This is a genomic window from Halobellus ordinarius, assembly GCF_031823395.1.
Classification (GTDB): Archaea; Halobacteriota; Halobacteria; order Halobacteriales; family Haloferacaceae; genus Haloquadratum; species Haloquadratum ordinarius.
Genome location: NZ_JAVQKJ010000001.1, coordinates 31,738 through 56,501 on the forward strand (window position 1 = coordinate 31,738; position 24,764 = coordinate 56,501).

General features: G+C 63.8%; 28 protein-coding genes. 12 read left to right on the forward strand and 16 right to left on the reverse strand.

Features of this window, described 5'->3' with window-relative positions:
• Positions 1–55: 55 nt before the first annotated feature.
• Positions 56–1,108 carry a DNA cytosine methyltransferase gene (locus RJT48_RS00130; protein WP_311170193.1) on the forward strand — a complete coding sequence of 351 codons (1,053 nt, stop codon included), beginning with the start codon at positions 56–58 and terminating at the stop codon, positions 1,106–1,108.
• Positions 1,109–1,415: 307 nt separating this feature from the next.
• Positions 1,416–1,988 carry a GNAT family N-acetyltransferase gene (locus RJT48_RS00135; RefSeq protein ID WP_311170194.1) on the forward strand — a complete coding sequence of 191 codons (573 nt, stop codon included), beginning with the start codon at positions 1,416–1,418 and terminating at the stop codon, positions 1,986–1,988.
• Positions 1,989–2,113: 125 nt separating this feature from the next.
• On the opposite strand, the gene serB is transcribed toward RJT48_RS00135, so the two are convergent.
• Complete coding sequence (gene serB, locus RJT48_RS00140; RefSeq protein ID WP_311170195.1) at positions 2,114–2,764, reverse strand: phosphoserine phosphatase SerB; 651 nt, start codon at positions 2,762–2,764, stop codon at positions 2,114–2,116.
• Between the two features lie 130 nt (positions 2,765–2,894).
• On the opposite strand from serB, the gene serA reads away from it, so the two are divergent.
• The gene (gene serA, locus RJT48_RS00145) at positions 2,895–4,490 is read left to right on the forward strand and encodes a phosphoglycerate dehydrogenase (protein ID WP_311170196.1); all 1,596 of its coding nucleotides are present in this window, start codon (positions 2,895–2,897) and stop codon (positions 4,488–4,490) included.
• Between the two features lie 36 nt (positions 4,491–4,526).
• Here serA and RJT48_RS00150 read toward each other — a convergent pair whose 3' ends face one another.
• The gene (locus tag RJT48_RS00150) at positions 4,527–4,928 is read right to left on the reverse strand and encodes a hypothetical protein (RefSeq protein WP_311170197.1); all 402 of its coding nucleotides are present in this window, start codon (positions 4,926–4,928) and stop codon (positions 4,527–4,529) included.
• Positions 4,929–5,045: 117 nt separating this feature from the next.
• On the opposite strand from RJT48_RS00150, the gene RJT48_RS00155 reads away from it, so the two are divergent.
• Positions 5,046–5,207 carry a hypothetical protein gene (locus RJT48_RS00155; protein ID WP_311170198.1) on the forward strand — a complete coding sequence of 54 codons (162 nt, stop codon included), beginning with the start codon at positions 5,046–5,048 and terminating at the stop codon, positions 5,205–5,207.
• Between the two features lie 340 nt (positions 5,208–5,547).
• The gene (locus RJT48_RS00160; protein ID WP_311170199.1) at positions 5,548–6,486 is read left to right on the forward strand and encodes a ferritin-like domain-containing protein; all 939 of its coding nucleotides are present in this window, start codon (positions 5,548–5,550) and stop codon (positions 6,484–6,486) included.
• 90 nt (positions 6,487–6,576) lie between these two features.
• On the opposite strand, the gene thrC is transcribed toward RJT48_RS00160, so the two are convergent.
• The 3 genes from thrC to RJT48_RS00175 form a co-directional block, all read right to left on the reverse strand.
• Positions 6,577–7,842: a threonine synthase gene (gene thrC, locus RJT48_RS00165; protein ID WP_311170200.1), complete on the reverse strand. Its 1,266-nt coding sequence runs from the start codon at positions 7,840–7,842 to the stop codon at positions 6,577–6,579.
• Positions 7,843–7,994: 152 nt separating this feature from the next.
• A complete protein-coding gene (locus RJT48_RS00170; protein ID WP_311170201.1) occupies positions 7,995–8,390 on the reverse strand; it encodes a helix-turn-helix domain-containing protein in 396 nt (131 codons plus the stop codon).
• Positions 8,391–8,478: 88 nt separating this feature from the next.
• Positions 8,479–8,718, reverse strand: coding sequence for a DUF8001 family protein (locus tag RJT48_RS00175; protein ID WP_311170203.1), 240 nt, complete (start codon positions 8,716–8,718; stop codon positions 8,479–8,481).
• A 102-nt stretch (positions 8,719–8,820) separates the two neighbouring features.
• Between RJT48_RS00175 and RJT48_RS00180 the strand changes: the two genes are divergently transcribed.
• Positions 8,821–9,078, forward strand: a complete 258-nt coding sequence (locus RJT48_RS00180) for a DUF5789 family protein (protein WP_311170204.1) — start codon at positions 8,821–8,823, stop codon at positions 9,076–9,078.
• A gap of 49 nt (positions 9,079–9,127) precedes the next feature.
• On the opposite strand, the gene RJT48_RS00185 is transcribed toward RJT48_RS00180, so the two are convergent.
• On the reverse strand, positions 9,128–9,814 hold the full coding sequence (locus RJT48_RS00185; protein ID WP_311170205.1) for a DUF5828 family protein: 687 nt from the start codon (positions 9,812–9,814) through the stop codon (positions 9,128–9,130).
• A 125-nt stretch (positions 9,815–9,939) separates the two neighbouring features.
• Positions 9,940–10,152, reverse strand: coding sequence for a DUF8007 family protein (locus tag RJT48_RS00190; protein WP_311170206.1), 213 nt, complete (start codon positions 10,150–10,152; stop codon positions 9,940–9,942).
• Positions 10,153–10,239: 87 nt separating this feature from the next.
• Here RJT48_RS00190 and RJT48_RS00195 point away from each other — a divergent pair, with 87 nt between their 5' ends.
• Together RJT48_RS00195 and RJT48_RS00200 are read left to right on the forward strand one after the other, a co-directional pair.
• Positions 10,240–10,614 carry a cupin domain-containing protein gene (locus tag RJT48_RS00195; RefSeq protein WP_311170207.1) on the forward strand — a complete coding sequence of 125 codons (375 nt, stop codon included), beginning with the start codon at positions 10,240–10,242 and terminating at the stop codon, positions 10,612–10,614.
• Positions 10,614–11,267, forward strand: coding sequence for a DUF8052 family protein (locus RJT48_RS00200; RefSeq protein WP_311170208.1), 654 nt, complete (start codon positions 10,614–10,616; stop codon positions 11,265–11,267). Before RJT48_RS00195 ends, RJT48_RS00200 begins: the two co-directional genes overlap by 1 nt.
• A 158-nt stretch (positions 11,268–11,425) precedes the next feature.
• On the opposite strand, the gene RJT48_RS00205 is transcribed toward RJT48_RS00200, so the two are convergent.
• The 3 genes from RJT48_RS00205 to RJT48_RS00215 form a co-directional block, all read right to left on the reverse strand.
• Positions 11,426–13,231, reverse strand: a complete 1,806-nt coding sequence (locus RJT48_RS00205; protein WP_311170209.1) for a carbon starvation CstA family protein — start codon at positions 13,229–13,231, stop codon at positions 11,426–11,428.
• Positions 13,232–13,447: 216 nt separating this feature from the next.
• Positions 13,448–14,428 (reverse strand): ArsA family ATPase, encoded by a 981-nt coding sequence (locus RJT48_RS00210; RefSeq protein WP_311170210.1) that lies wholly within the window; start codon positions 14,426–14,428, stop codon positions 13,448–13,450.
• Positions 14,429–14,430: 2 nt separating this feature from the next.
• Positions 14,431–14,727, reverse strand: coding sequence for a DUF7990 family protein (locus tag RJT48_RS00215; protein WP_311170211.1), 297 nt, complete (start codon positions 14,725–14,727; stop codon positions 14,431–14,433).
• Positions 14,728–14,962: 235 nt separating this feature from the next.
• Here RJT48_RS00215 and RJT48_RS00220 point away from each other — a divergent pair, with 235 nt between their 5' ends.
• A complete protein-coding gene (locus tag RJT48_RS00220) occupies positions 14,963–16,405 on the forward strand; it encodes a GTP-binding protein (RefSeq protein WP_311170212.1) in 1,443 nt (480 codons plus the stop codon).
• Here the strand turns inward: RJT48_RS00220 and RJT48_RS00225 are convergent, their stop codons facing one another.
• Both RJT48_RS00225 and RJT48_RS00230 read right to left on the reverse strand, forming a co-directional pair.
• On the reverse strand, positions 16,406–16,627 hold the full coding sequence (locus RJT48_RS00225; protein ID WP_311170213.1) for a hypothetical protein: 222 nt from the start codon (positions 16,625–16,627) through the stop codon (positions 16,406–16,408).
• A 141-nt stretch (positions 16,628–16,768) separates the two neighbouring features.
• Positions 16,769–17,095, reverse strand: a complete 327-nt coding sequence (locus RJT48_RS00230) for a hypothetical protein (protein ID WP_311170214.1) — start codon at positions 17,093–17,095, stop codon at positions 16,769–16,771.
• Between the two features lie 81 nt (positions 17,096–17,176).
• On the opposite strand from RJT48_RS00230, the gene RJT48_RS00235 reads away from it, so the two are divergent.
• The 3 genes from RJT48_RS00235 to RJT48_RS00245 all read left to right on the forward strand — a co-directional run bounded on the left by RJT48_RS00235 (position 17,177) and on the right by RJT48_RS00245 (position 18,596).
• Positions 17,177–17,359 carry a DUF8107 family protein gene (locus RJT48_RS00235; protein ID WP_311170215.1) on the forward strand — a complete coding sequence of 61 codons (183 nt, stop codon included), beginning with the start codon at positions 17,177–17,179 and terminating at the stop codon, positions 17,357–17,359.
• A gap of 137 nt (positions 17,360–17,496) precedes the next feature.
• Complete coding sequence (upp, locus tag RJT48_RS00240) at positions 17,497–18,177, forward strand: uracil phosphoribosyltransferase (protein ID WP_311170216.1); 681 nt, start codon at positions 17,497–17,499, stop codon at positions 18,175–18,177.
• 209 nt (positions 18,178–18,386) lie between these two features.
• A complete protein-coding gene (locus tag RJT48_RS00245; RefSeq protein WP_311170217.1) occupies positions 18,387–18,596 on the forward strand; it encodes a DUF7569 family protein in 210 nt (69 codons plus the stop codon).
• A gap of 55 nt (positions 18,597–18,651) precedes the next feature.
• Here RJT48_RS00245 and RJT48_RS00250 read toward each other — a convergent pair whose 3' ends face one another.
• From RJT48_RS00250 to RJT48_RS00265, 4 genes are all read right to left on the reverse strand, one after another.
• Complete coding sequence (locus RJT48_RS00250) at positions 18,652–19,500, reverse strand: hypothetical protein (RefSeq protein WP_311170218.1); 849 nt, start codon at positions 19,498–19,500, stop codon at positions 18,652–18,654.
• 658 nt (positions 19,501–20,158) lie between these two features.
• Positions 20,159–20,842: an IMPACT family protein gene (locus RJT48_RS00255; RefSeq protein WP_311170219.1), complete on the reverse strand. Its 684-nt coding sequence runs from the start codon at positions 20,840–20,842 to the stop codon at positions 20,159–20,161.
• Positions 20,843–20,958: 116 nt separating this feature from the next.
• Positions 20,959–21,462, reverse strand: a complete 504-nt coding sequence (gene trpY / locus RJT48_RS00260; protein WP_311170220.1) for a TrpY family transcription regulator — start codon at positions 21,460–21,462, stop codon at positions 20,959–20,961.
• Between the two features lie 23 nt (positions 21,463–21,485).
• Positions 21,486–23,075 (reverse strand): Cdc6/Cdc18 family protein, encoded by a 1,590-nt coding sequence (locus RJT48_RS00265; protein WP_311170221.1) that lies wholly within the window; start codon positions 23,073–23,075, stop codon positions 21,486–21,488.
• Positions 23,076–24,764 lie beyond the last annotated feature (1,689 nt).

The following is a 24,764-nucleotide window of genomic DNA, read 5'->3' on the forward strand; positions in this document are numbered from 1 at the left end:
CGACAACCCCGCGGTGTTTAATTACAGTCGGCGACGAAAGTCGGACAGATACCGAATGTCGGACTCCGCTCCCGATCGGTCCGCGATCACCGTGCTCGATCTGTTCTGCGGCGGCGGCGGCCTCTCGGAGGGCTTCCTGCAGGCGGGCTACGACGTCGTCGCGGGCGTCGACGTGAACGAGGACTTCCTCGCCACCTACGAGCACAACCACGAGGACGCGCTGGCGATCCAGGCGGACCTCGCTGCGGTCGACCCCGAGGCGTTCTTCGAGACGCACCGGATCGATCCCGACGGCGTAGACGTCGTGATCGGCGGGCCGCCGTGCAAGGGGTTCAGCATCGCGGGCCACCGCGACCCCGACGACGAGCGTAACTACCTCGTCGGGAGCTTCATCGACTTCGTCGAGTTCGTCCAGCCTGCCGCGTTCGTGATGGAGAACGTCCCCGGGATCAAGTCGATGGAGGGCGGCGACACGCTCCGGGCGATCCTCGAAGGCTTCGAGCGCGCGGGGTACGAGAAGCCCGCATACGAGACGCTGAACGCCGCCGACTACGGCGTCCCGCAGAAGCGCCGTCGCGTCATCTTTCAGGGCCGCCGCGACGGCTCGATCCCGACGTATCCCGACCGGACGCACGGACCCTCGAAGCAGACGACGCTCACTGGGAAGCAGTTGAAGCCGTACGTGACCGTCGAAGAAGCGCTCTTGGAACGCGACGGCGAGGAACCGATCGAAGACCTGCCGAACCACGAGAAAACGAATCACTCCGCGGAGATGGTCGAACGGATCGCCGAGGTCGACCCCGGCGAGAGCCTCTATGAGAGCTACGGGGACAGCTGGCGGCGGCTCCGGCGCGACGAGCCGTCGATCACGATCAAGGAGAACCACAACGCGCCGTTCGTCCACCCCGAGGCGGACCGCGTCGGCACCGTCCGCGAGTGTGCGATCCTGCAGTCGTTCCCCGACGACTACGTCTTCCAGGGCCCCAAGAGCACGCAGTTGAAAGTCGTCGGCAACGCCGTCCCCCCGCGGCTCTCGCGCGCTATCGCGGAGGCGCTCGCTGGGGACCTCGCGGAGATGGAGCGGACCGCCGTCGCGGACGGGGACTGAGACTGAGTACGGTCGTGTCTTCCCGCCGATCGACACCCCGTTGACGGCGCTCGGCGGTGACAAGTGAGAGTAATCAGTACGAGAGACAGTCGTCGGCGTGTTCCGGCAGCCGTCTCCACGGAGGAATCTCGGCACTGAAACGGTCAGGCCAGCCGTCAGCGACTCGTGTCTTCCTCATCATTTTGTATGTTCAATCTTCCAACAAATCTAAGTATTATCGGATAGACAAGGCATATAGAGACAAAATAGTGGATATACGGCCACTATTGTGGCCTAACGACCATCAAAGATACACGGTTCCCCGCATATGAAACCAGACACGACCCACTCGACTTCGATCCCACGACTCCTCGATGGCATCAGGACACTCGCCGCCCGCTTCCGGCCCCGACAGATCACACCGACGGGTACGCCGTTCGCTGCGACCGACGCAGACGGCCGAGCAATCGAGATCCGACCGTACCGTGACAGCGACTTCGCGGAACTGGTCGAAATGTACGATTCGTTCGATCCGACGCAGCGAGCCCAGGGTGTCCCCCCGCTCGCCATCGACGGGATCCGGTCGTGGCTCTCGGACGTCCTCGACGGCGTGAACGTGGTGGCCTCCTGCGACGGCCGGATCGTGGGCCACGTGGGGTTCGTGCCCGACGGAACCGGTCGTCACGAACTCTTCGTGTTCGTCCACCAGGACTACCAGCAGGCCGGAATCGGGAGCCATCTCCTGGCGGGTGGGATGGGGCAGGCACAGCAGGACAGCGTCGGCTACGTGTGGCTAACCGTCGAGAAGACGAAGCGGTATCAGCAACGGTTTTACAGCCGCGCCGGGTTCTCCGCCGTCAATCCAATGGGGATGACACACCGGATGTCGCGGACGCTCTGATACTGATTACTCTCACGTGTTACCGCCGAGCGCCGCCACCGGGGGTGGCATTCGGCGGGAAGAGACGAGCGTAAGCAGTATGAGCCGGCGAGGAGTCACCGGTGCAGTGACGGCAGCATCCCCGCTCACTGCTCGGTTCGTCGGACGATGCCGTGTCCCTCGAAGAGCTTCCCGAGCCGGTACATCGAGGCGACGACGGCGTCGCAGGCGGGCCGGACGGCGTCTTTCGGGAGGTAGCCGACGGACAGGCCGGCGACTTCGAGCATCGGGAGGTCGTTCGCGCCGTCGCCGACGGCGATGGTCCGCGAGAGCGGGACGTCGAGGTCCTCTGCGAGCGATTCGAGTGCTTCGTCCTTCGTCCCCGTCACGAGCGGCCCTTCGACGCCGCCCGTGAGGCGGCCGCCCTCCATCGGCAGGCGGTTCGCGACGATCGTGTCGACGCTGACACCCTCGCGCTCCAGAGCCTGCTCGACGCCGCGCTCGAACCCGCCGGTCAGGATCGCGACGTGGTGGCCGGCGTCGTGGAGTCGTTCGATGAGGTCAGCCGCGCCGGGGCGCAGGCGCACCCCGTCGAAGGCAGCCTCGGCGTCCTCCTCAGCGAGTCCCTCCAGGAGTGACGCGCGCTCCCGCAGGCTCTCGGCGTAGGAGAGTTCGTCGTTCATCGCCCGTTCGGTGATATCCGCCATCCGATCGGCGACGTCCATCCGCTCGCCGAGCAGGATCGTCATCTCGGAGTCCGAGAGCGTTCCGTCGAAGTCGAAGGCCACGAGACGCATACGCAGACGTCGTCCGCGGAGGCTTTCAAGCCACCTATCCGGCGGCCCCTCGTCAGTCGGTAACAGGCCACAGACGGCCGTGCAGGCCGATGAAGAAACGTTTAACCCCGGACCGGGGATGGGTTACTATATGAAGGTCCTTATTACGGATCCGATCGACGACGCGGGGCTCGAACGGCTTCGGGCGTCGGGTCACGACGTCGAGACGGCCTACGACGTCGAAGGTGAGGCGTTGCTCGAAGCAGTCGCAGACGCCAACGCGCTCGTCGTCCGATCCGGAACGGACGTGACCGAGGCGGTGTTCGAGGCCGCAGAAGACCTCGTCATCGTCGGCCGCGCGGGCATCGGTGTCGACAACATCGACATCGACGCCGCCACCGACCACGGGATCATCGTCGCGAACGCGCCCGAGGGGAACGTTCGGGCCGCCGCCGAGCACACCGTCGCGATGTCGTTCGCGGTCGCGCGCTCGATCCCGCAGGCGCACGCACGCCTGAAGACGGGCGAGTGGGCCAAAAGCGACTACCTCGGGACCGAACTCAACGGCAAGACGCTGGGCATCGTCGGCCTCGGCCGTGTCGGCCAGGAGGTCGCGAAACGCCTCGACGGCCTCGGGATGGACCTCGTCGCCTACGATCCGTATATCAGCGAAGAACGCGCCGATCGGCTCGGCGCCGAACTCGTCGAGTTCGAGGAGTGCCTGGAGCGCGCGGACTTCCTGACTGTTCACACGCCGCTGACGCCCGAGACCGAGGGGATGATCTCGACGGACGAACTCGAACTGATGGGCGGCGGCTTCCTCATCAACTGCGCCCGCGGCGGCGTCGTCGACGAGGACGCGCTGGCGGCGGCCGTCGACAACGGGACGCTCGACGGCGCCGCGATCGACGTCTTCGCCGACGAACCGGTCTCGCCGGACAGCCCCCTGCTGGACGTCGACGAGATCGTCGTCACGCCACATCTCGGCGCCTCGACGGAGGCCGCCCAGGAGAACGTCGCCACCTCGATCGCCGACCAGATCGACGCGGCCTTCGCGGGCGAACCGGTGATGAACGCGCTGAACGCGCCGTCGGTCGACGAGAGCGTCTTCCCGCGCATCCGGCCGTACATCGACCTCGCGGAGACGGCCGGGAAGATCGCCGCGCAGTTACTCGACGGTCGCATCTCCAAGATCGAAGTCTCCTACGAGGGCGACATCGCCGAGGAGGACGTCGAACTCGTCACCGCCTCGGCACTGAAAGGCGTCTTCGAGCCGCTGGAGTGGCAGGTCAACGCCGTCAACGCCCCCTCGATCGCCGAGGAACGCGGGATCGACGTGACCGAGTCCAAGCGGCTCCAGACGGAGGACTTCCAGAGTCTCGTGACGGTCACCGTCGGCGATGGCGAGACGTCGCTGGGCGTCTGTGGAACACTCTTCGCCGGTGACGACCCGCGGATCGTCCGGATCGACGACTACCGGGTCGATGCCGTCCCCCACGGGAAGATGCTCGTCGCCCGCAACGCCGACAAGCCCGGCGTGATCGGCTTCATCGGCTCCGTCCTCGGCGACCACGATATCAACATCGCGGGGATGTACAACGCTCGTCGCGACGAGCAGGGTGGCGAGGCACTCACCGTCTACAACCTCGACGATCCCGTACCGCAGTCGGTGATCGAGACGCTCCTCGACGACGACCGCATGATCGACGTCCGGTACCTCACGCTCAACGGCCAGGACGACGAGTAGGTCGTCGGCAGAGCGACGGCCAAATAGCCGGGGTGTTCACCGCAGATCTCCGAGTTCGCTCACGGTTCGCTGTAACGTTTCTACCTCCGCGCGGGTGTGTTCGACCGAGTCGGCGTTCGCCAGCCGGTCCAGCCCGACGCTTCGATCGAGCATATTCAGCGTCTTCGCCGCCGCGTCGATCTCCGATCGGATCTGTGCGTCGAGTCGCTCGACGGCGGCCGCGTCGCAATCGAGAATCTCGGCGACCTCTTTTGTCGGAACCGCCGCGAGTTGTTCGGCCGCCGCCACCGCGGCCTCCTGTTCTGACAGCTTCGTCTCCATTGTGAGCGTCTCCGCTCGGCAGTCGTTGCAGACCGTTTCGTCGGCCCCGTCGATAGTTCCGATAACGACGCCGCTCGCCCGGTTCGCTGTCGCCCCGCATCGACCACACTCGGTCATCGAAGGCGATGTGAGAACGGAGGAAACAAAGGCTCCGCGGATCCGGGGCGCTGCAGACCACCCGACTGTCCGGGGATGGCAGTAAGGTTCTTGGGGATGATGTCCCTATCGTGTCATATGCCGATTATGTCGAGCGACGATTTCACGATCCACGCCGACGGGTGTGAGGAAGTCGACGACGGGATGCCGATCTCCGATCTACCGGACGAGGTGAACTCCCTCGACGACCTCGACTGTGCGTGTTGGGCCGGCTTCGACTCGCTCGCGGAAGTCAACTGATGGTGGCTGTAGTGACTCGACAGTTCGGACCCGCTGACAGCACAAGACGTATGTCACAACTACGCGGCTTTCGCCGGTCGAACCTCGTGACTCGGTGTGTTGGGCCGACCGTACTCGCATAGGGCCGTTTTTTGGCCGACCTTACTTTCCGAGAGAGCTGTTGGGCCGACCGTACTCGCACAGGGGAGATTTTTTGGCCGGCCTTACTTTCCGTGGACGCTGTTGGGCCGACCGTAGTCGCAGAGGGTGATTTCTTTGCCCCACCGTACTGCCAAATGGAGACGTATAACAATCCACCCGCATCCCCACGGTCGAATCGTTGGGGCAACCCGACGAGATTATGACGGAACCAACCGACACAGAGTCACGTGCAGCGCAGATTGCGGAATCAGTGAAAGACCACCTCGACAGCGACGAGCACTCCCGGCGGAGCTTTTTGGGCCGTTCGGCAGTCGCCGGCGGGACACTCCTGGCACTCGGCGGCGCGACCGGCTCCGTCCTGGCACAGGACGACGAAGCGGAGGAGGAACCGGAGGAACCGGAGGAAGCCGAGGAACTGACGGCGTCCTTCGACGACGTCGAGGGGACGGACATCGACGTGTTGAACTACGCGTTGACGCTGGAACATCTCGAGAGCGCCTTCTACCGCGAGGGGCTCGAAACGTTCGACGAGGAGGATTTCGCCGAACTCGATCTCTCCGAGTCCGACCAGGCCGAATCGGCTGAGCAAATCTACGGCTACCTTCAGGAGATCGGCGAACAGGAGGCGACCCACGTCGACGTGCTCACGCAGGCGGTCGAACTGCTCGGCGGGACGCCCAACGAAGAGCAGTCGTACGACTTCGGCTACGAGACAGTCGAGGAGTTCCTGCAGACGGCTCGGGTGCTCGAAAACATCGGCGTCAGTGCGTACGCCGGAGCGGCCCCGTTCGTCGAGAGCCCCGACCTCCTCTCCAGCGCGCTGGCGATCCACAGCGTCGAAGCGCGTCACGCCGCCTTCCTGAACGAACTCACCGGGGAGTCGCCGTTCCCGAACGCCTTCGACCCCGCCGAATCACAGGAGAACGTCCTCGAGGCCGCCGGCGGATTCATCGTGACCGAAGACGGCGAAGAGGGCGAGGAGACCGGAACGGAGACCGAAGAGGGCAACACCACGACAACCGACGACGGTACCGGCACGACCACCGACGGGGGCAACATCACAACCACCGACGGCGGTAACACCACGACCACCGACGGAAGCAACGCCACGGCGGCCGGATCCAACGGATCGGTCTAAGCAATCCTCTGACTCGCGACGTCTCGACCGCCGCAGGAGGCGAACAGTAGCGCCGTGTCGACGTCGACCACCCTCCTGAGGCCGGTCGACTCAGTTCGCGCCGATGTGCTCTAACACCGCCGCGGTGTCGTTCGGGACCGGTTCGGGCTTGTTGCCCGCCTCGAACGCCGCGTCGGGATCCTTCAGGAGGTGGCCGGTCGTCAGACAGACGACGTCCTCGTCGGCGTCGACGACGCCGCGGTCGCGGAGTTTCTTCAGTCCGGCGACCGATGCCGCCGAGGCGGGTTCGACGCCGATTCCCTCGCGGGCGAGTTCGCGCTGGGACTCGGTGATTGCCTCGTCGGAGACCGCAACGGCGGTGCCGCCGGTTTCGCGGATGCCCGGCAGCGCCTTCGGGGCGTTGACCGGGTTGCCGATCCGGATCGCGGTCGCGCGCGTCTCGACCTCTTCCCAGCGTTCGGTATCCGCCCAGCCGTTCTCGATCGCCTCGACCATCGGGGCGGCGCCCTCGGCCTGCACGCCGGTGAGTTTCGGGACCTCGCTGGGGTCGAGTGCGCCGGATTGGACCAGTTCGCGGAACGCCTTGTACAGCGCGGAGGTGTTGCCCGCGTTGCCGACCGGGAGGACGATCCGGTCGGGGAACCGTCCGTAGTCGTCGCGGAACTCCTCTAAGATTTCGAGGCCGATTGTCTTCTGGCCCTCCAGGCGGAAGGGGTTCAGCGAGTTGAGGAGATACACCTCGCCGCGCTGGGCGAGGTCCTGTACGATATCGAGACAGGCGTCGAAGTTGCCGTCGACTTCGAGGATGCGCGCGTCGTGGAGTGCGGCCTGGGCGATCTTCCCCGCGGCGACCTTCCCGGCGGGGAGGAGCACGAGCGTCTGCATATTGCCGCGGGCACCGTAGGCCGCAAGCGCGGCCGAGGTGTTCCCCGTCGAGGCACACGCCAGGCGGCCCACGCCGAGTTCCTTCGCGACGCGGACGCCGACGGTCATCCCGCGATCCTTGAACGACCCCGTCGGGTTCATTCCCTCGTGTTTGACGCGGAGCGTTCGGACGCCGATCTCCTCGCGGAGTCCGGGGGCCTCGTGCAGCGGCGTGTCGCCCTCGGGGAGCGTGACGCCTGTCTCGAACGGGAGTGCGGCGCGGTAGCGCCAGACGCCGCGGCCCTGCCCCTGGAAGTCCTCGAACGTCGGCGGATCGGCGTAACGCACCTCCAGCAGGTTGCCGTCGTCGCCAGTGTACCGGATCTCGTCGAAGGGAGCGTACGTCTCGCCCGTCTCGATATCCGCGAGCCAGACGCCGTCGTCGGCGACCGCCGGGGCGTCGGGCGCGGGTGCGGTGAGTTCGAGACTCATTGTCGAAACCGTCGCGTTCAGCCGTGAAAAGGGGGGCGGTTCGAGCGTGGGATGCGAGCACTGAAGCGCTCGGGTGCGGACGCGCGGGAGCGGGACGAGGGAGCGACGGGTGGTCCCGGCGACACCCGTCGTGATTCCGGAAGGGTCCTCCGCTATTCGGTAGCGGCGTCCGCCTCGTCGTCGAGGCCGTACCCCTCGATGCTCCGGTGGACGCGTTCGACCCACTCGTCGAGCGCGCCGTGCAGCATCTCCTTGGCCTCCGGGAGTTCGGTCGCCGTGTACTGGTAGATGTATCCGCCCGAATCGAGCAGGCGACGCCGCCGCTCTGCGAGCCCTTTGTCCATCAGTGTGGTCAGCGACCGATTGACGTTGCTCCGGTCGCGGTCGAGAACGTCCGCGAGTTCCGCGACGGTGCTGCCCGGATGATCGAGGAGTGCGAGATACGTCCGGCTCTCGTGGCGCTGAATGCCGAAGACGCAGGCAAGTACCTGCTGAAAGCCCGGGTCTTCGGTTTCGAGGAGGTCGCTCATCTCTGGCACGTCGCTCATACCTGTCCGTTTCAGCGCCGTCACGATTAAAGGGCGCGGCGGCGGCAGGACGCACGACGACAGTCTGCGTTTCGACGCGGCGAAAGGCCTACTCCGACCGTCCGTACCCCATCCGCTCGATGCACGTGCGCATCCCCTCCTCGTCGGGATGTTTGTGCAGCGTCGTCGGCGTGTCGCAATAGTACGTCTCGCCGTCGTGACGCAACGAAACCTCGTGGACGCCGCCGAGGAGTTCCGCCTCGACGATAACACGGCGTCCCTCCTGGAGGGCAGCGATGATCTCCTCGGCGGTCAGCTCACCGGATTCGATGCGGAGTGGGGGAGACATACCTGGCAATTCGTCCCCAGAAGTATCATTATACCCCTGCAAGGAAGCGAGTGTCGGGAAGTATAATATACGTTTATTATGTTTGTGCACGTACGTACCGTCGTGAACGAACAGATCAAACTCAATCGCATCGAAACAGTCTTTCAGGAACTCGACTATCCGCTCGGCCCGGAAGACGTGGCAACCGAGTGTGACGACGTCGTCGTCAGACTGGCGGAGGGGACGGTCCGTGTTGACGAAGTGATAGAGCGGTCCACGGCGGACCAGTTCACGTCGAGTGCGGATCTGGCACTGGAGTTCCAGAGCCTCCTTCCGATAGACGCGGTCGGGGAGCCGAATCAGTCCGACGGGGACGCCTGATCGGGAGCGAACGCGTTTCTGAACGACGATAGCGGTCCGGAAACGGGCGTCAGTTCGTCGTCGACTGGGTCCGGTCCTCGGACTGGGGCGGTTCGACGCCTTCGGCGGCCTCCGCGGTTCCAGTCTCTTTTTCGGTAGTGACGTGCCAGCGAGTCACTTCTTCGTCGAACTCGCTGAGTCGATCACTGACTTCGTCTTTCAGGTCGTCGTCGTTGATGTTTACCTCGAAGATGAACGATACCTCGCCCTCGCCGCGGGTGGACTTCTGGATGTTGGCGGAGACGAGTTCGTTGTCGAAGTAGTAGGGGGCAAGCTGGGTCATCACCCGGCGGTAGACGGTGTTCTCCACGCGACGGAGCGCCCGGCGACCCGCCGAGTCTGCCGCGCGGGCGACGTACCCGAGTGACTCGGACCAGCGCTCGACCGCCTCGTCGCTTTTGCCCTCCTCGACGTTCTCGTACGATTCCGAGAGGCGCTCACCGGCAGTCTGGAGGTCCTCGTCGGGACCCTTGCCCGCCTTCTCGCCTTCGCCCTCGGCGACGCTGGCTTGCTCTGCGGTCTTTTCGTTGACGTCCTCCCCGAGTCGTTCGTGGGACTTCGGACGCCACTCGTCCCACTCCTCGAAGGCGTCGCCGTCGACGCCGGCATCCCGCAGCGCGCGGGTGATTCGTTCGCCATGTTCGACGACATCTCCCCAGGACCCCCGAACTTTGAATCCGGAGACACTCTCTTCCATCGTCTCGGGCGAGGTAGGGACCCGGGAGTATAAAACTCTACTCCGGGTCTTGCGGGCGTCCGACACACCCGCCAGTCCGTAACGAATGTCGAAAACGGACGTCCGAGATGCGAGTGATCCGGAATTCAGCGGTTTCCGTGGATGAATCGCGTGGCGAACCGATCCAGCCGGCCCACGACCCCGCTGAGCCACGCGCCCGGCGAGACCTGACGGAGCGTGTCGTCGTCGACTTCGATACGCTCGCCGTCGAACGGACCCTCGCCCTCGACGTCTGCCGCCTCCACGACTGTCGACATCGAACACCGGCCGCAGGACTCAGTGTTACTGTTCGTTCGCATTACACTATCGTGGGGACCAATCGACATTAAAATTGTGGGAGGAGCCCTCCCGAGCGGCTTTTGTGTGTGTGTGTGGAGTGTCCCCGTATGGGATACCGAGTCGTCGATACCGAGGACGTCCCGCTGGCCGAGGGCCGACCGTGTGAACTGCGTCGTCTCGGGACGGCAGCGGAGCTCTCGAACGTCGCGATCAACCGCTTCCGGGCCGAACCGGGCGAGCAGTTGCCGCTGACGTATCATTACCACGAAGAGCAGGAGGAGGCGTTCTACGTCCTCTCGGGGGATTTGTCGGTCGAGACGCCCGAAGGGACCTTCCAGGTTGACACCGGCGAACTGTTCGCGGTCGATCCCGAGAGCCCACAGCGGGCCTACAATCCCGCGGACGCGACCGAGGACGTCGTGGTGCTCGCGATCGGGGCGCCGGCAGTCGACGGAGACGCAGTCCCGTACGGCGACGAATAATGGCCGACGAGTCCCACGAACCGTTCGATCCGGACGAAGCGGCCGAGGAGGCCGGAATCGACCGCTCGTCGATCCCCGTCTGGGACGACGAGTACCTGGATCGGGTCTCCGATCGGCTGATGTTCAACTACAATCTCGAACGGGACCAGATGGTCCACGGCGAGCGGTTCCCCCTGTTCGCGGAGATGCGGATGGAAAGCCAGAAGCATTTCTTCCATCCGGCGTTAGACTACGCGAACCACGAGCACAGGGAGTTCATCTTCGCTCGCCGGACCGACCGGCCGACCGTCGCGGACCTAGAGCGGTTGGTGGACCTCGGTCACGACCTGGCTGACGACGCCGACTGGCTCGTCCCCGACGAGGAACACTTCGGGACTGACTTCACGTTCGTCGTCGTCGCCGAGACGCTCCCCGAGGACGTCGCGGAGTTCGTCGACGGGTTCCGCGATCGGACCTTGCTGAAATTCGGCTACTACGGGCATTACGAGATCAACCTCGCCGTCGTCGTCCCCGACCACGAGGCGATCGTCAAAAGCGAGGAGGGGGCCTCGGCCGAGGCGTTCGCGCTGTGGCGCGACGTGCCGCCTGCCGAGCGTCGCACGGTACTCGGACGGATCCGCGACGCGGTGGCCCAGCGACTCGGCGGGGGGTAGTCGCCGCCGACGAAAGCGAGCGGTCGCTACAGAATAGGCGCCGACGGCGAAAGGAGACAGTTGTCAAAATCGGGGTGCACTCCTGCAGATCGACGAGTCTCTCGCCAGGTGAAGAAATGAAAAATCGGTACGGTGCGAAGCGGTTTCGCGGCCGACGCTCAGTCGTCGCCCGGCGAGAAGCCGCCCGCCCGTTCGCCGTTGCGGACTTCGTCGATGTTGTCGTAGCCCATCTTGACCAAGGAGAGGCCGAGATACACCAACACGAGCGCGAGGACGATCTGTGTCACCGCCGAGATCATCTGCACCGTCGTCGCCTCGGCCATCCACGAGGGATCGAGGAACTTGGTGTAGAGGTTGCTGTGTAAGGCGAGCCACAGGAGGCCGGTGACGGTGATGACGACCATCAGGGCCATCGGGCCGCCGGTGCTGAGAAGCTGCTTCGAGTCGTCCCAGTTCGCGAGCCACACCGTCGCGGTCAGGAGCGCAAGCGCCGCGAGCAGCTGATTCGCGCCGCCGAACAGCTGCCACAGCGTCGCCCACGACCCGCTGGCGATGAGGATGTACGCCGGGATGGTCTGCAGCGCAGCGTTCCCGTAGCGGTCCGACGCGAACGACTCGACGGACGTCTCGGGCGTGCCGACGATCTCCTCCATCATATAGCGGCCGAGGCGCACTGCCGTGTCAGTCGACGTGAGGAGGAAGCTCACGAGCACGAGCGCCATGAACGGCCCCCCGAACGAGGTCGGGATGCCGAAGCTGGTGAGCAGGATGGCACCGCCGGACGCGAACGTCGGCAGCGCCAGGCCGATCCCGCCACCGACGTCGGGTGCGACGATCGCGACACAGATGAGCGCAACCGTCGCGAGCAGGCCTTCGCCGAGCATCCCGCCGTATCCGATCGCGCGAGCGTCGGTTTCGCGGTTCAGCTGCTTCGCGGTGGTCCCCGAAGAGACCAGCGAGTGGAAGCCGCTGATGGTCCCGCAGGCGATCGTGATGAAAAGCAGCGGGAAAAGCGGCGCGCCGTTGCGGCCGACGAAGCCGTAGAACGGTTCGAGACTGGTCACGAGCGGCTGGTTCGCCGTGCCCAGGAGCGTTCCCACGATGACGGCGACGAGCGCGCCGCCGACGCCTGTGTACAGCAGGAACGACGAGAGGTAGTCACGCGGCTGAAGCAGGAACCACACCGGCAGTGCGCTCGCGATCGCCCCGTAGACCAGGATGATCGGGATCCACGCCGCCGTGTTGGCACCGAAAGCGCCGGCTCCGGGGAGCCACGACATCCCCGAACCCAAGAGGACGATCGTTCCGGCAGGGTAATCGCCCGGAACCAAAGCGAGCGGGTACTGAATGCCGACCCAGACACCGGCGAACATCAGCGCGACGAACAACCCGGTCCCAACGAGGAACGGGAGATCTAACTGGTACAGCCACACGCCGAGCAGCACCGCCAGTCCGATGTAGATCAGACTGGCCGTCGCCGCCTGCGGGAACGCGTTGAACACGATGGCAACGACGAGTGCGAACACGGCGACGACGAGGATGATCGTCAGGAACGCGAACCACAGCAGCATGTTCTTGCCGCGTTCGCCGATGTACTCCCCGATGATGTAGCCGATCGACTTCCCCTCGTGTCGGAGGCTGGCCGACAGCGCGGAGAAGTCGTGCACCGCCCCCATCAGCGGATTGCCGATCGCGATCCACGCGAGGGCGGGAAGCCACCCCCATAGTACGCCGGCCGTGATCGGGCCGACGATCGGTGCGCCGCCTGCAATACTCGAATAGTGGTGCCCGAGGAGCACCGGCTTCTTCGATGGGACGTACTCCTGGCCGTCCTCATACTTGTGTGCCGGTGTCTCGCGGTCGTCGTCGAGGTCGACGAACTGCGCGAGATACCTCGAGTATCCGAGATACCCGATGCTGAACAGCACGAGTATCGCTATGACTAACCATAGTACCTGGACCATATTGTGATTGCCCCACACATCGTTGCGGAAGAATCACGTATAATGTTAACGATCAATGGGCTGGTAATGAAACCGGTCCGGGTTACAGGTTCGGTGTGAGCAAACGGGAGAGGGTGTCCCGGAGAAACGGCCGTCGGCGACCAGGTCGTCCGAAAGTGGAGCCTGTCTGTCTGAAAGTGAGGCCTATTCGCGTGTGAGTGAGGCCTATTCGTGTGGTCACTCCGCCGAGGACGAGGGCGGATCCGGACGGACCTCGATCTCCAGTTCCGAGGCGACCGTCTCGAGGATGCTCCCTTTCACTTCGGAGACGCGGGTTTCGATCTCCGCGACGACAGGCGGCTCGAACGACTCGTGGAGGGTTTCGAGGTGCTCCCGCTCGGTTTCGACCCGGTCGCGGAGGAAGGTCGCGCCGCGGCCCTCCTCGTGGGGTTCCGGTTCCGGCGTGAGCCGGTTGATCGCCAGCCCGCGGACGTCGAGACCGTACGACTGGAGTTCGTCGACGGCACGGCTCGTCTCCCGCAGCGACAGTTCGTCGGGGTTGACGACGAGGAAGAAGGCGGCGTCGTTTCTGAGTTTCTGCCCCGCGAACTCGAAGCGCTCTTTGCGCGTCCGCAGGCGGTCGAGGATCGGATCGCCGTCCATCATCCGGCGGGGTTCGTTGTTGCCGATCGCCGCTCGTTCGTACAACTCGATCGCCTGTTCGCGCTTGTGTGCGAGCCGATCGATCCACCCTTCGAGCATCTCCGGGAGCGAGAGCAACCGGAGCGTGCCGCCGGTCGGCGAAGTGTCGAAGACGACGCGGTCGTACTCGTCGGCTTCGCGCATCACCTCGATGAAGCGATCCATCAACGCGGCCTCGTAGGCACCGGGTGTCTGGTGGGCCATCTCGATTTGGCGATCGATCTCGTTGACCATCGCGGCGCTCACCTGATCGGTCATCGCACGTTTGGTCTCCATCAGGTGGCGCTCGGTCTCGGCTTCGGGGTCGATCTCCATCGCGTCGAGACCGTCGATCCCCTCCACGGATGAGGGGTCGTCGTCGAACTGCTGATCGAAGACGTCGGAGGTGCTGTGGGCCGGATCCGTCGACACGATCAGGGTGCGGAGGTCTGCACGGGCACACCGGAGCGCGTACGCCGAGGAGACGGTCGTCTTCCCGACCCCGCCCTTTCCGCCGAAAAAGACGTGTTTGTGCATCGTCAGAAGTGGTACTGCTGGCCTTTTCGTTCGAGCATCGACCCGCGGTCCCACATCCGCCGTTCCCAGGACTCGAACTCGTCTTCGAGATACGGGAGCAACTCGGCGGTGTAGTACGACACCGGCGAGGGGATCCCGAACGCTTCCGGGAAACAGGCGAGCATAAACGTGTCTTCGAGGTCCTCGGCTTCGTTTTCGATCTTCTCGTAGGCGGGATGAGAGATCATCCCGTGATAGAGCCCCCGGGCCCACTCGGCGAGAGCCGTCCGGAAGCGTCTGATCCGTTCCACAAGGGACATAGCGCGAGGTACGGACGCCGCAACAAAAGCGTATTGCCCGGATGTGCCCGGCGTGCCAGTCCGCAGGGGCCGCAAAATCGTCGCCAGCGGGACGCCCGCGGCACCGGGAGGCCGGGGCGACCAGGGAGAACGGGACAGCGAGGAGAGACCGGGGCGACCAGGATATAGTCGCGCACGTGCGTTGAATCGACAACAGCGCCCGCACGTTGAAGTGTCGGCAGCGCCCACAGAGCGTATGCTGAAGTCGTCGGATGAGACACCAGTGACAGTGCTCAGCGGGAGCCTCGGCGCCGGGAAGACGACGCTCCTCAACCGGCTGCTGAAAGGCTCCTCGGATCGGAACATCGCCGTGCTGGTGAACGATATGGGGGAGCTGAACGTCGACGCCGACCTCGTCGACGAGGCGTCGGACCTCTCGGTCGCCGACGGGACGGTCACGGAGCTCTCGAACGGCTGTATCTGCTGTGAACTGCGGGACGACCTGGAGACCGCAGTCGTGCGACTGGCCAGAGAGCGGTCCTTCGATCACCTGGTCGTCGAACCGTCGGGGATCAGCGAGCCGGCACCGGTCGCCCGACTCTTCACCGGCGGCTCTCCCGCCGCAGCGAAGTACCGGATGGACGCCGTCGTCGCCGTCGTCGACAGTCGGCTGTTTGCCGACACGTTTGACGCTGATTCGACCCCGACGAAGTCGGTCGCGGAGGGCGGCGACGGGGAACGCCGACCGCTGTCGGACCTGCTCGTCGAACAGGTCGAGTTCGCGGACGTGGTCGTCCTGAACAAGACCGATCTCGTCGACGACGCGGAGTTGGAGCGAGTCGAGGGTGTCGTCCGATCGCTGCGTCCGGACGCGCGGATTCTCAGGACCACCTACGGCGACGTCGAGATCGATCAGGTGCTCGGGGTGGACCTGTTCGATCCCGCGACCGCCGCCGAGAAGGCTGGATGGAAGCAGGCGCTGGACGCCGGAGCCGAAGAAGGAAGCGGTAGCGGCCACGAACACGATCAGGGTGACGGCGGCGGCCACGAACACGACCAGGGTGACGCCGACAGCCACGAACACGACCAGGGTGACGCCGACGGCCACGAACACGACCAGGGTGACGCCGACGGCCACGAACACGACCACAGAGACGAAGGTGCCGGCAGCCACGACCACGACCACACTCATCCCGAGGAGGACTACGGGATCACCTCGTTCACGTACCGACGCCGTCGGCCGTTCCATCCCGAGCGGGTTGCCGACGTTCTCGGCGACCTTCCGCCCTCGGTGTTGCGGTCGAAGGGTCACCTCTGGGTCGCCGGCCGGGAGGAAACGCACCTGACGTACGGGCAGGCGGGCCCCTCCGCGACGGTCGAGGCGACCGGTCGATGGGTCGCGAGCCTGCCCGAATTCGAGCAGCGGAGCTACCGCAACAACCGGTCGGATCTCGGATTCGAGTGGGACGAAACGTGGGGGGACCGACGGACGGGACTGGTGTTCATCGGACAGGATATCGACGAGGCGGCGCTGCGAAAACGGCTCGACGACGCGCTCCTCACCGACGAGGAGTTCGAAAGCGACTGGGAGACGCTGTCGGGACTCGACCGCTATCCAACCGAGCCCGACGAAGAGTACACGCTCGCCGATCCGACCGAATCATCTGAGCCGGAGCGGAAGTCGACAGAAGCCCCGTAGTCAGCAGGCACAGCCCGTCGAATCGGGCGAGCGCTCCAGTTCCATCTCGTCGCCGCACTCCGGGCACGCCGGTGGTGCGTCACCGGAAACCTCGCTGGCGAGAGTTCGTTCGGCACAGTCGTGACACCAGTACGCGCCGCTCGTGGACGAGGTCGCGTCACCCCGGTTCGGCGACTCCGTCGACGCCGCAAACGTGTCTTTGAGTGTTGTTAGCAGTCCCATACACCCGAAAAGTGATTCCGAAGTGTTAATTCCGCCTCGCTCGTCCGCGGGGCACGCACGGCCGACAGGCGAGTCTGGTCCGCTGGCAAAGCAAAAGTCACCCGGTGGAGAGCAAAACCGGGGTCGAACGGGAAATGCAATTCACACGCCGCGAGCGAAGACGAGAACGCTCAAGACGAGGAAGACGACACCGAAGACGATTGCGCCGTAACAGATTTGCCGGAATCGGAGTTTCGCCGGAACCTCCCGACGGACGACGGGATCGACAGTCCAGACGTATCGCCGGTACGCCCAGACGGTCGCGAGGAGCGCGATGGCCGTCGAGATCGCGAGGCCGCGGGGCCAGGGGACAGCGAACGCATCGAGATAGAGGGGACCGAACGAGAGACACAGCAGCCACGCTGAGCCGGCGATGACAGCGAACGGCACCGGATCGACAGGCTCTCCCTCGCGATTACGGACGGTCACGGGTTTACATTGGGCGCCAACGCAAAGTATGTGGAGGATGGCCGGCGCAAAATATGTGAAGGTCGGCCACAAGATCCGAGTATGGAGACGACTTCGGAGGGGGACCCGCGAGTACTCTTCGCGATGAATCTCGTCCTCTCTTCCATCTTCGCAACCGTCGTGGTGTGGGGACTGAGCTTCGTCGATATCGCGCAGTTTACGCTGGTGAACGTGGGCTCACTGGCGCTGATTATTATGGCGGCGACGCACGTCATCACGCGATAGGTGGGGAACGGGCCCGACGTGCTCGGTCAGGCAGCCGGCCCGATGTGCTCGGTCAGACAGCCGGCCGTAACTGGTCGATCACGCAGTCGAAACGATCCCGGTGAGTTATTTGGGTCCGACTTCCGATTGTGGAACTGATGACCATCGAAGACCGCGACGACGCGTATCTGATCACGCACGCACTCGCGAAGGACACCCTCTCTCGACTCCGGGACGTCGAAACCGAGCAGGTGGCGTTCCGCAAGGGGCTGGTGAAACTCGGCCGGATCTGCGGGTACGAAATCATCGACGGCGCGATGGAAACCGAGTACGTCAGCGTCGAGACCCCGCTGACCGAGACGACCGGCGAGCGCGTCAAGGGACTCGATAACGTCGTCATCGTCAACGTGCTCCGGGCGGCGACGCCGTTCGTCGAGGGGCTGTTGAAGGCGTTCCCGCGCGCGAAGCAGGGCGTCATCAGCGCCGGCCGCGACGAGGAGGCGGGGATGAACGAGGCCGGGGAGTTCCCGATCAGCATCGACTACGTCAAACTGCCGGAGATCACCGAAGACGACACCGTCATCGTGGCCGATCCGATGCTCGCGACCGGATCGACGATGAGCGCCGTTCTCGATCACGTCCTCAACGCCAGCGACACAGAGCCCGCCGACGTGTTCGTGCTCTCGGCGGTCTCGGCGCCCGACGGCCTCCTCCGAATCGGGGAGGAGTTCCCCCAGGCCGATCTTCTGACCGTCGCTATCGACGATTACCTGGACGATGACGGGTACATCATCCCGGGGCTGGGCGACGCCGGGGATCGGGCGTTCCGAACGACCTGATATAGTAGCGTTCGCAAGTCTTCGCTCACACGACCACACGCAGTCGTGCGATCGGATGAGCAATCAGTTGCGAACGCTACTATAATGAGTGGGTGGGGTTACGAGCGAGTGGCGCTACCGCCTTCGAGGCCAGTGGGATCACCGTTGCGACGTCGGATCCCGCCGGGACCTGGTGAACACCTTTACCGACGGGCTACGCAGGGGGACGTATGGCCGGGAGCCAGCCCTGTGACGCCTGCGGCGAGCCGACCGACGACCCCCTCGCGCGGACGGTACAGTTGAACGTCGATCGATCCGAAGTGGACAGCCAGCGGCTCTGTCCGGGGTGTTTCGCCGACTGGATCGAGCGCTATCGGACCGAGATGCAGCCGCGAAGCCGAAACGTCGGCGACGACGACGCCGACATCATTGTCGACTGACGGCGGCGACAGGGGCGAGCCGGTTGGATAGTGTGGATAATCGATGTGAACACGTCTACGGGAACATTCGCGGCCCGTTCCCGGCTCCCTCGTAGATCGCGATGTACGGCGCACCGGAATCGTCGTCGGGGCACTCGTCGGTGCGCTCGACGCGGAACGTCTCTCCCGTCGTGTTCGTCGCCTCGATGTGGAGTCTCACCGGATACGTCTTCGAGCCGAAGCTCATCACGTGCTCGTTGTAGCCGTCTTCGACGTTCAGATGCGCCCGGACGGGCGGCCGCTCCTCCCGGTCGGGATCCGCGGGATGTCTGTACTCGCTCCAGTCGCCCGCGGCACAGGCCGCGTAGTCGGGGGTCTCGACTCGCTCCGGAAGCGGGGTCGGGTTGGTGACAGTGACGGTCGCGACCTGGAGTCTCTCCCGTGGCGACTCGTCGATTTCGATCCTGCTCTCGGGTTGGAGCTCGTAGGCGAGGCCGCCGGTCACGACGTCGGTGATGAGGATCACGGCCGCGAGAACGGAGACGACCGCGATGAGATATCTGGTCTGCTGCGGGTTCAGAAGGCGGTTCTGGCTATCGAACCGAGTCCTGAGCGCGAAGAGGATAGCCGCAAGGACGAGCAGACCGAGGACCGTCAGTTCGCTCCCGAGATCGAATGTATTGACGAGATCGAAAAAGAGCCCCACGATCGAGATGACGACGACGCCGTACCCGAGAATCGTCAGTTGCGGGTCGGCGGTGCGCTGGGAGATGGCGACGACGAGCGCGAGAAAGGCGAGGACGATCGCGATCTTCGTCACCGGGGAGAAGTTGAGCTCGACGTTGAACACAAAAAAGAGGACGGCGATCGTGGTGAGCGTCGCCGCCGCGCCGTTGAACAGGGTCTCGGAGTCGATGTCGACCATATTGGTAGGTACAGTAGCCCGTATGAAGTATCCAAGGGTGGCACAAAGCGACGTTTCAGCCTCGAAGCTCCACTCGCTGTCCGCTCGCTACGGGTCATTTGAACGCCCGCTCGGATGTTCCAGCGTCGTCAACATCCTCACGTCGGTTTTCACCGTCTCGAACAGGGTTAGCCGCCCACAGCGACAACTGATCGAGACAGGCGACCGAGCACCGATCACTCCTCGGCGTACAAAAGCGTTCGTCGGCAATCAGGGCAGACATATGGAACTGGTGTGAGTATTTCGTCCGCCCGGAGACTGCTAAGGAAGCCATCGTCCGTCGACTCTGAGACGATAGACAGTTCTCCGATAGCGTCGGTCCCTTGCAGGCTCATCTGCTCTAGTGGAGTCTCACAATCTGGACAGGACTTCTCGGCAGGCATCTCACTGCAAACTACTGCCGTCTCTCTCAAAAATCAAGCTGGTCTGTTCCCGACTCGGAGAAACGGTACTCGCTCCGTTGCCGAAGAATATACATCCCGACAGAGGACTGCTGCAGCCGCATCGCTAAATACAGATACCGCATTCACAGATATCCAGGGCGGAAGCCCACGACTTCACTCGTGGGTCATCCAGGGCGGAAGCCCACGACTTCACTCGTGGGTCGCTGACAACAGCGTCACTGGTCGATATCTGCCCGCCCGCTGGTCGCGCTTCGGATGCGATCGCGGAGTTCCGAGGCCGCTGCGACGGGTGCGCGGACCGAAAACGAGACGTCGGCCTCGTACGTCGCATCGAACTCGACGTCGGCGCTTTCGAGGAGTCCGCGGACCGTCCCGGAGTCGTCGTAGCCGACGGTGACGTCGAACCGCTCGTGAGGAACCGTCTGGATCACCCCGGCATCGTCGACGGCGTCGTTGACAGCGCGGGAGTATGCGCGGGCGAGGCCGCCGACGCCGAGGTTCGTCCCGCCGTAGTATCTGGTGACGACCGCAGCCACGTTCCGGACGTCGCGCTGGACGAGCACGTTCAGGGCGGGCTTGCCGGCCGATCCCGACGGCTCCCCGTCGTCCGACTGGTACTCTCGGAGCATCACTCCGGTGTTGGGGGGCGTGGGACCGGTGTCTGCGTTGGTCCCGCCCCCGGACGAGTCCGCGCCCGCCGGCACGCGGTACGCGGGGACGTTGTGGGTCGCGTCAAGGTGTCGAGAGCGGATCGTCTCGACGAACGATTCGGCTTCCTCGACGGTATTAGCGGGCGCGACGTAGCCGATGAACTCCGAACCCCTCACCTCGAAGCTGGCTTCCCCGGGATCGGCGACAGTCCGAAACGACGCGTCGGAGTCGTCTGCGGGATCGGACACGTCGAGAGCTACGCCCGGGATCGTTCAAAAGGGTTCGCGTCGGTGCGTTTCAGTCGATTGGGACGTCTCCCGCAAACGTTCCGGCAGCCGATCGGTGTAGTTCTCACGAACGCGGTTCAGGCGATCGAAACGCGGCGGACGAATTCCAGTTCGGAAAACTCGTTCAGCAGATCGCCGGGGATCGGCTCGTCGGTGACGACGTAGAGCTTCGGTTCGTCGGTGAACTCGGGGTCCTCGCTGATCGTCTGCCGGATCGAGATGTCCCGTTCGGCGAGACGGGAACTCACCTCCGAGACGATCCCGGGCTGATCGGCGTCGTTCACCTCGACTGTCAGGACCGAGAGATCGAGGACGGGGGCGAGATCCATCAGGCTCGGGATCGAGGAGATGTTCTGGAAGATCCGCCGCAGTTCCTCGTCTTCGAGGATCGCCGTGGTGGTCGAGTCGACGACGCGGCGGTCGACGCCGATCTCGCGGGCGATACCGGTGTTCGGAATCTCGATGCCGCCGGAGACGACGCGTCCCTCGTCGTTGACGGAGAAGCCGCGTTCCAGGAGGAGTCGGATGACCTCCTGTTGACTCGGGCTCCCCTCGAATTTCTGCATTATTTCGTCGAACATAGCAAATGTGTGGCTGCGAGTCCTCAGTTATCGAACCGGGCCTGCACGAACGGCTGGACGTTCTCGATGTCGCCGAGGCGGGAGTCCGAGAGGAGCACCGCCTCGGTTTCCTCGACGGGAACCGACAGGGAGATCTCCTTCGTGCGACCGTAGCGTCCCTTCGAGACGACGACGGCGTTCACGATCCCGAGCATATCGAGCTCGGAGATGAGGTCGGTCACGCGACGCTGGGTGAGCACGTCTGCGTCGATCTCCTCACAGAGGCGCTTGTAGATGTTGAACACCTCCCCGGTGTTGATGTTGTGGACGCCGTTCTTCTCCAAGAGGATCGTCGCAAAGAGGACGATCTTCGACTGCGTCGGGAGCGTCCGGACGACTTCGACGACGCGGTCGAGTTCGATCTTGTCCTGCGCCTGCCGGACGTGGGCCTCCTCGACGGTGTCGGCCTGGCCGCGCTCGGCGAGTTCGCCGGCCGTCCGGAGGAGATCCAGCGCGCGCCGGGCGTCGCCGTGTTCCTGGGCCGCGAAGGCGGCACACAGCGGGATGACGTCGTCAGTGAGCGCCTCGGGTTTGAACGCGACGTTCGCGCGGTGCTGGAGAATGTCCCGAAGCTGGTTCGCGTCGTACGGCGGGAAGACGATTTCCTCCTCGCCGAGGCTGGATTTGACCCGGGGATCGAGGAAGTCGGTGAACTTCAGGTCGTTGGAGATGCCCATAATGGAGATCCGGGAGTTTTCCAGTTCCGAGTTCATCCGCGAGAGGTTATACAGCGTGTCGTCGCCGGATTTCTCGACGAGCTTGTCGATCTCGTCGAGCATAATCACGACGACCCGTTCCTCGTAGTCGACGGCGTCGAAGAACGTCGAGTACACCCGGTCAGTGGGCCAGCCAGTCATCGGGACCGGTTCCATCTCCTCGCGGTCGGATTCGAGCTCTTCGATCCGGGCCGCAACGTCCTCGGTCGTCCCGAATCCCGAGTCGACGAGTGCCTGAGGATTCGTCTCGGCGCGCGACCGGAGGTCGGTCAGCTCTTCGAGCTTCCGGTCGATAAAGCTCTGATTCTTCTCGATGAACTTGTTGGCGAGTTGAGCGAGAACTCGATACTGGGTGTCCGTCACCTCGCAGTTGATGTACTCGACCTCGCAGGGGACGTCGTACTTCTCCGACGTCGACTCCAACTCCTGGCTGACGAACTTTGCGCTGGCGGTCTTCCCGGTACCCGTCTTCCCGTAGATCAGGATGTTCGACGGCGTCTCGCCGCGAAGCGCCGACACGAGGATGGTCGCCATCTGATTGATCTGTTCGTTCCGGTGGGGGAGTTCGTGCGGCGTGTAGGACGGGCGGAGCACCTCCTTGTTCTCGAAGATCGGTTCGCCGGAGAGGAGGTCGTCGAACAGCCCCTGGCTGTCGTCTTCGTCGTCGAGGACGACTTCGTCGAGACTTACTGTCGTGTCTCCGCGCGAGTCGGACGAGGAGCCCGGAGTTGATCTGTCGGTCGAATCCGGCGTCGAACTGGACGCGGAGGTGTCAGCCGATTCAGCGGACGGGGCAGATGTGGAGACGTCGGGCGTGTCTGTAGAGGTATCGGTCGAGTCGGAGGATGGGCCGGACATAGATTGCTCGGAAGCAGAGGAGGCTGTCGTTGATTGCTCGGAAGCAGAGGAGGCTGTCGTTGATTGCTCGGAAGTAGACGGGTCGGTTGCGGATGGACCGGGGGTCGAGTGAGAAGACGCGGACGAGGTTGATGCGGACGGACTCGAATCAGAGTCAGTGGTACTCTCGTGCGCGGAAGTAGATTTGACGGGATCTTTGACGGGATCGTCGGTATCGGGTGAATCCGTCTGAGGGGATTCGGCTTCGGAGGAGCCCACCTGCGACAAGTCAGCCTGTGATGGGTCCTGAGACTGCTCAATCCTCGAATCGGCGTCCTGTCGCGAATCGGCGTCCTGTCGCGAATCGGCGTCCTGTCGCGAATCGGCGTCCTGTCGCGAATCGGCGTCCTGTCGCGAATCGACGTCCTGTCGCGAATCGACGTCCTGTCGCGAATCCGCATCCTTCTCGGCAGTATCGGAACGACCTTCGTCACTCTGAGAGCGGTTGGGGGAGTCGTCAAGATCTGAAGCCACAACTCGATCCACGAACGTGTCTATATTGGCGTCGCCCTCGGTCGAGTGACCAGGGTCGGTTTCGGGTGACCGCTCACGGCCGAGTTCACTTGGTCGATCAGAGCCAGTTCCAGTCGGCTGCTGGGAGCCCGTGCCAGTCGGCTGATCGGTGCCAGTTTCGACTGGCCGGTCCGGCTTCGATCCGCGACGCCAGTCCTCGTCGGCCTGACTGATTGGGTCCGGTTGGCTTCCTTCCTCGTCGGCACGATCAGTCTCTTCTCCGACGGACAACGCTTCGTTTCGCCCATCGTTGCGAGTGCCCTCTCCCCGTTCTGAATGATCGCCTGGATCGGCGCTGTCGTCAGATTCTGTGTCTTCTTCCATCGATATCCCCCCTATTTCGACTGGAGATAACGCCCAAAACCGGTAAATCGGGTAGTTTGCGGTTTGACGAGTGGTTTTGCCGGACCGGTTATCCGGGGGCGCGTCCAGTTGATGCAGTCGAACCAGAGGAAGAGCCACTACTAAAAACTTGTCTCTGCTCCTCTCGAAGCTGTCCGTGCCGGCCGCTGGACCCGAAATACCCGGTGATGACGCCGAGTATCGTCGGTTTGTGTCGGTAATTCGGCACGACTATTACTAAGAGGAATGACTCGGTCGATCTCCCTCGCTCGTTCTGTTTCACTCGAACGTTATGTAGGTAGCCCCCCACCCCTTCGTTTCAACTGGAGACTTCCGAGACTGGGAAGCAAGTCAGTCAGCGAAGCGGACCAGAGCGAGTAGTTGTTAAAATCAAACATCTTTAGATATGAAATTAATATTAATATTCCACTACGGGTCTCGTTTATGGCTATAGATGATAAAGGTACCGCTACTAGTTAGCCCTTCGGACGACCCCTCCCCCCTGTTCTGCGGTTCCACCCGAAACGAAGGGGTGGGGGGACTGCGATATTCCCACTTTTCCATTCATCAGTTTGACGTGATTTCACTCACGTCGGCTCGGCAGCACGAACCACAGATCCGACCCGTACACCACCACGGGTGTCAGACGACTACCGTGAGTATCGGACGACCACCGGATGTATTCGAAATTCAGGAGTTGTTTGATAGCCCCAGGCCCTCCAACAGTCACCGAACCTGTCTATAGCCACCCGATCCGCCCGATAACCACCGGACCTGACACCAACATAACCACTG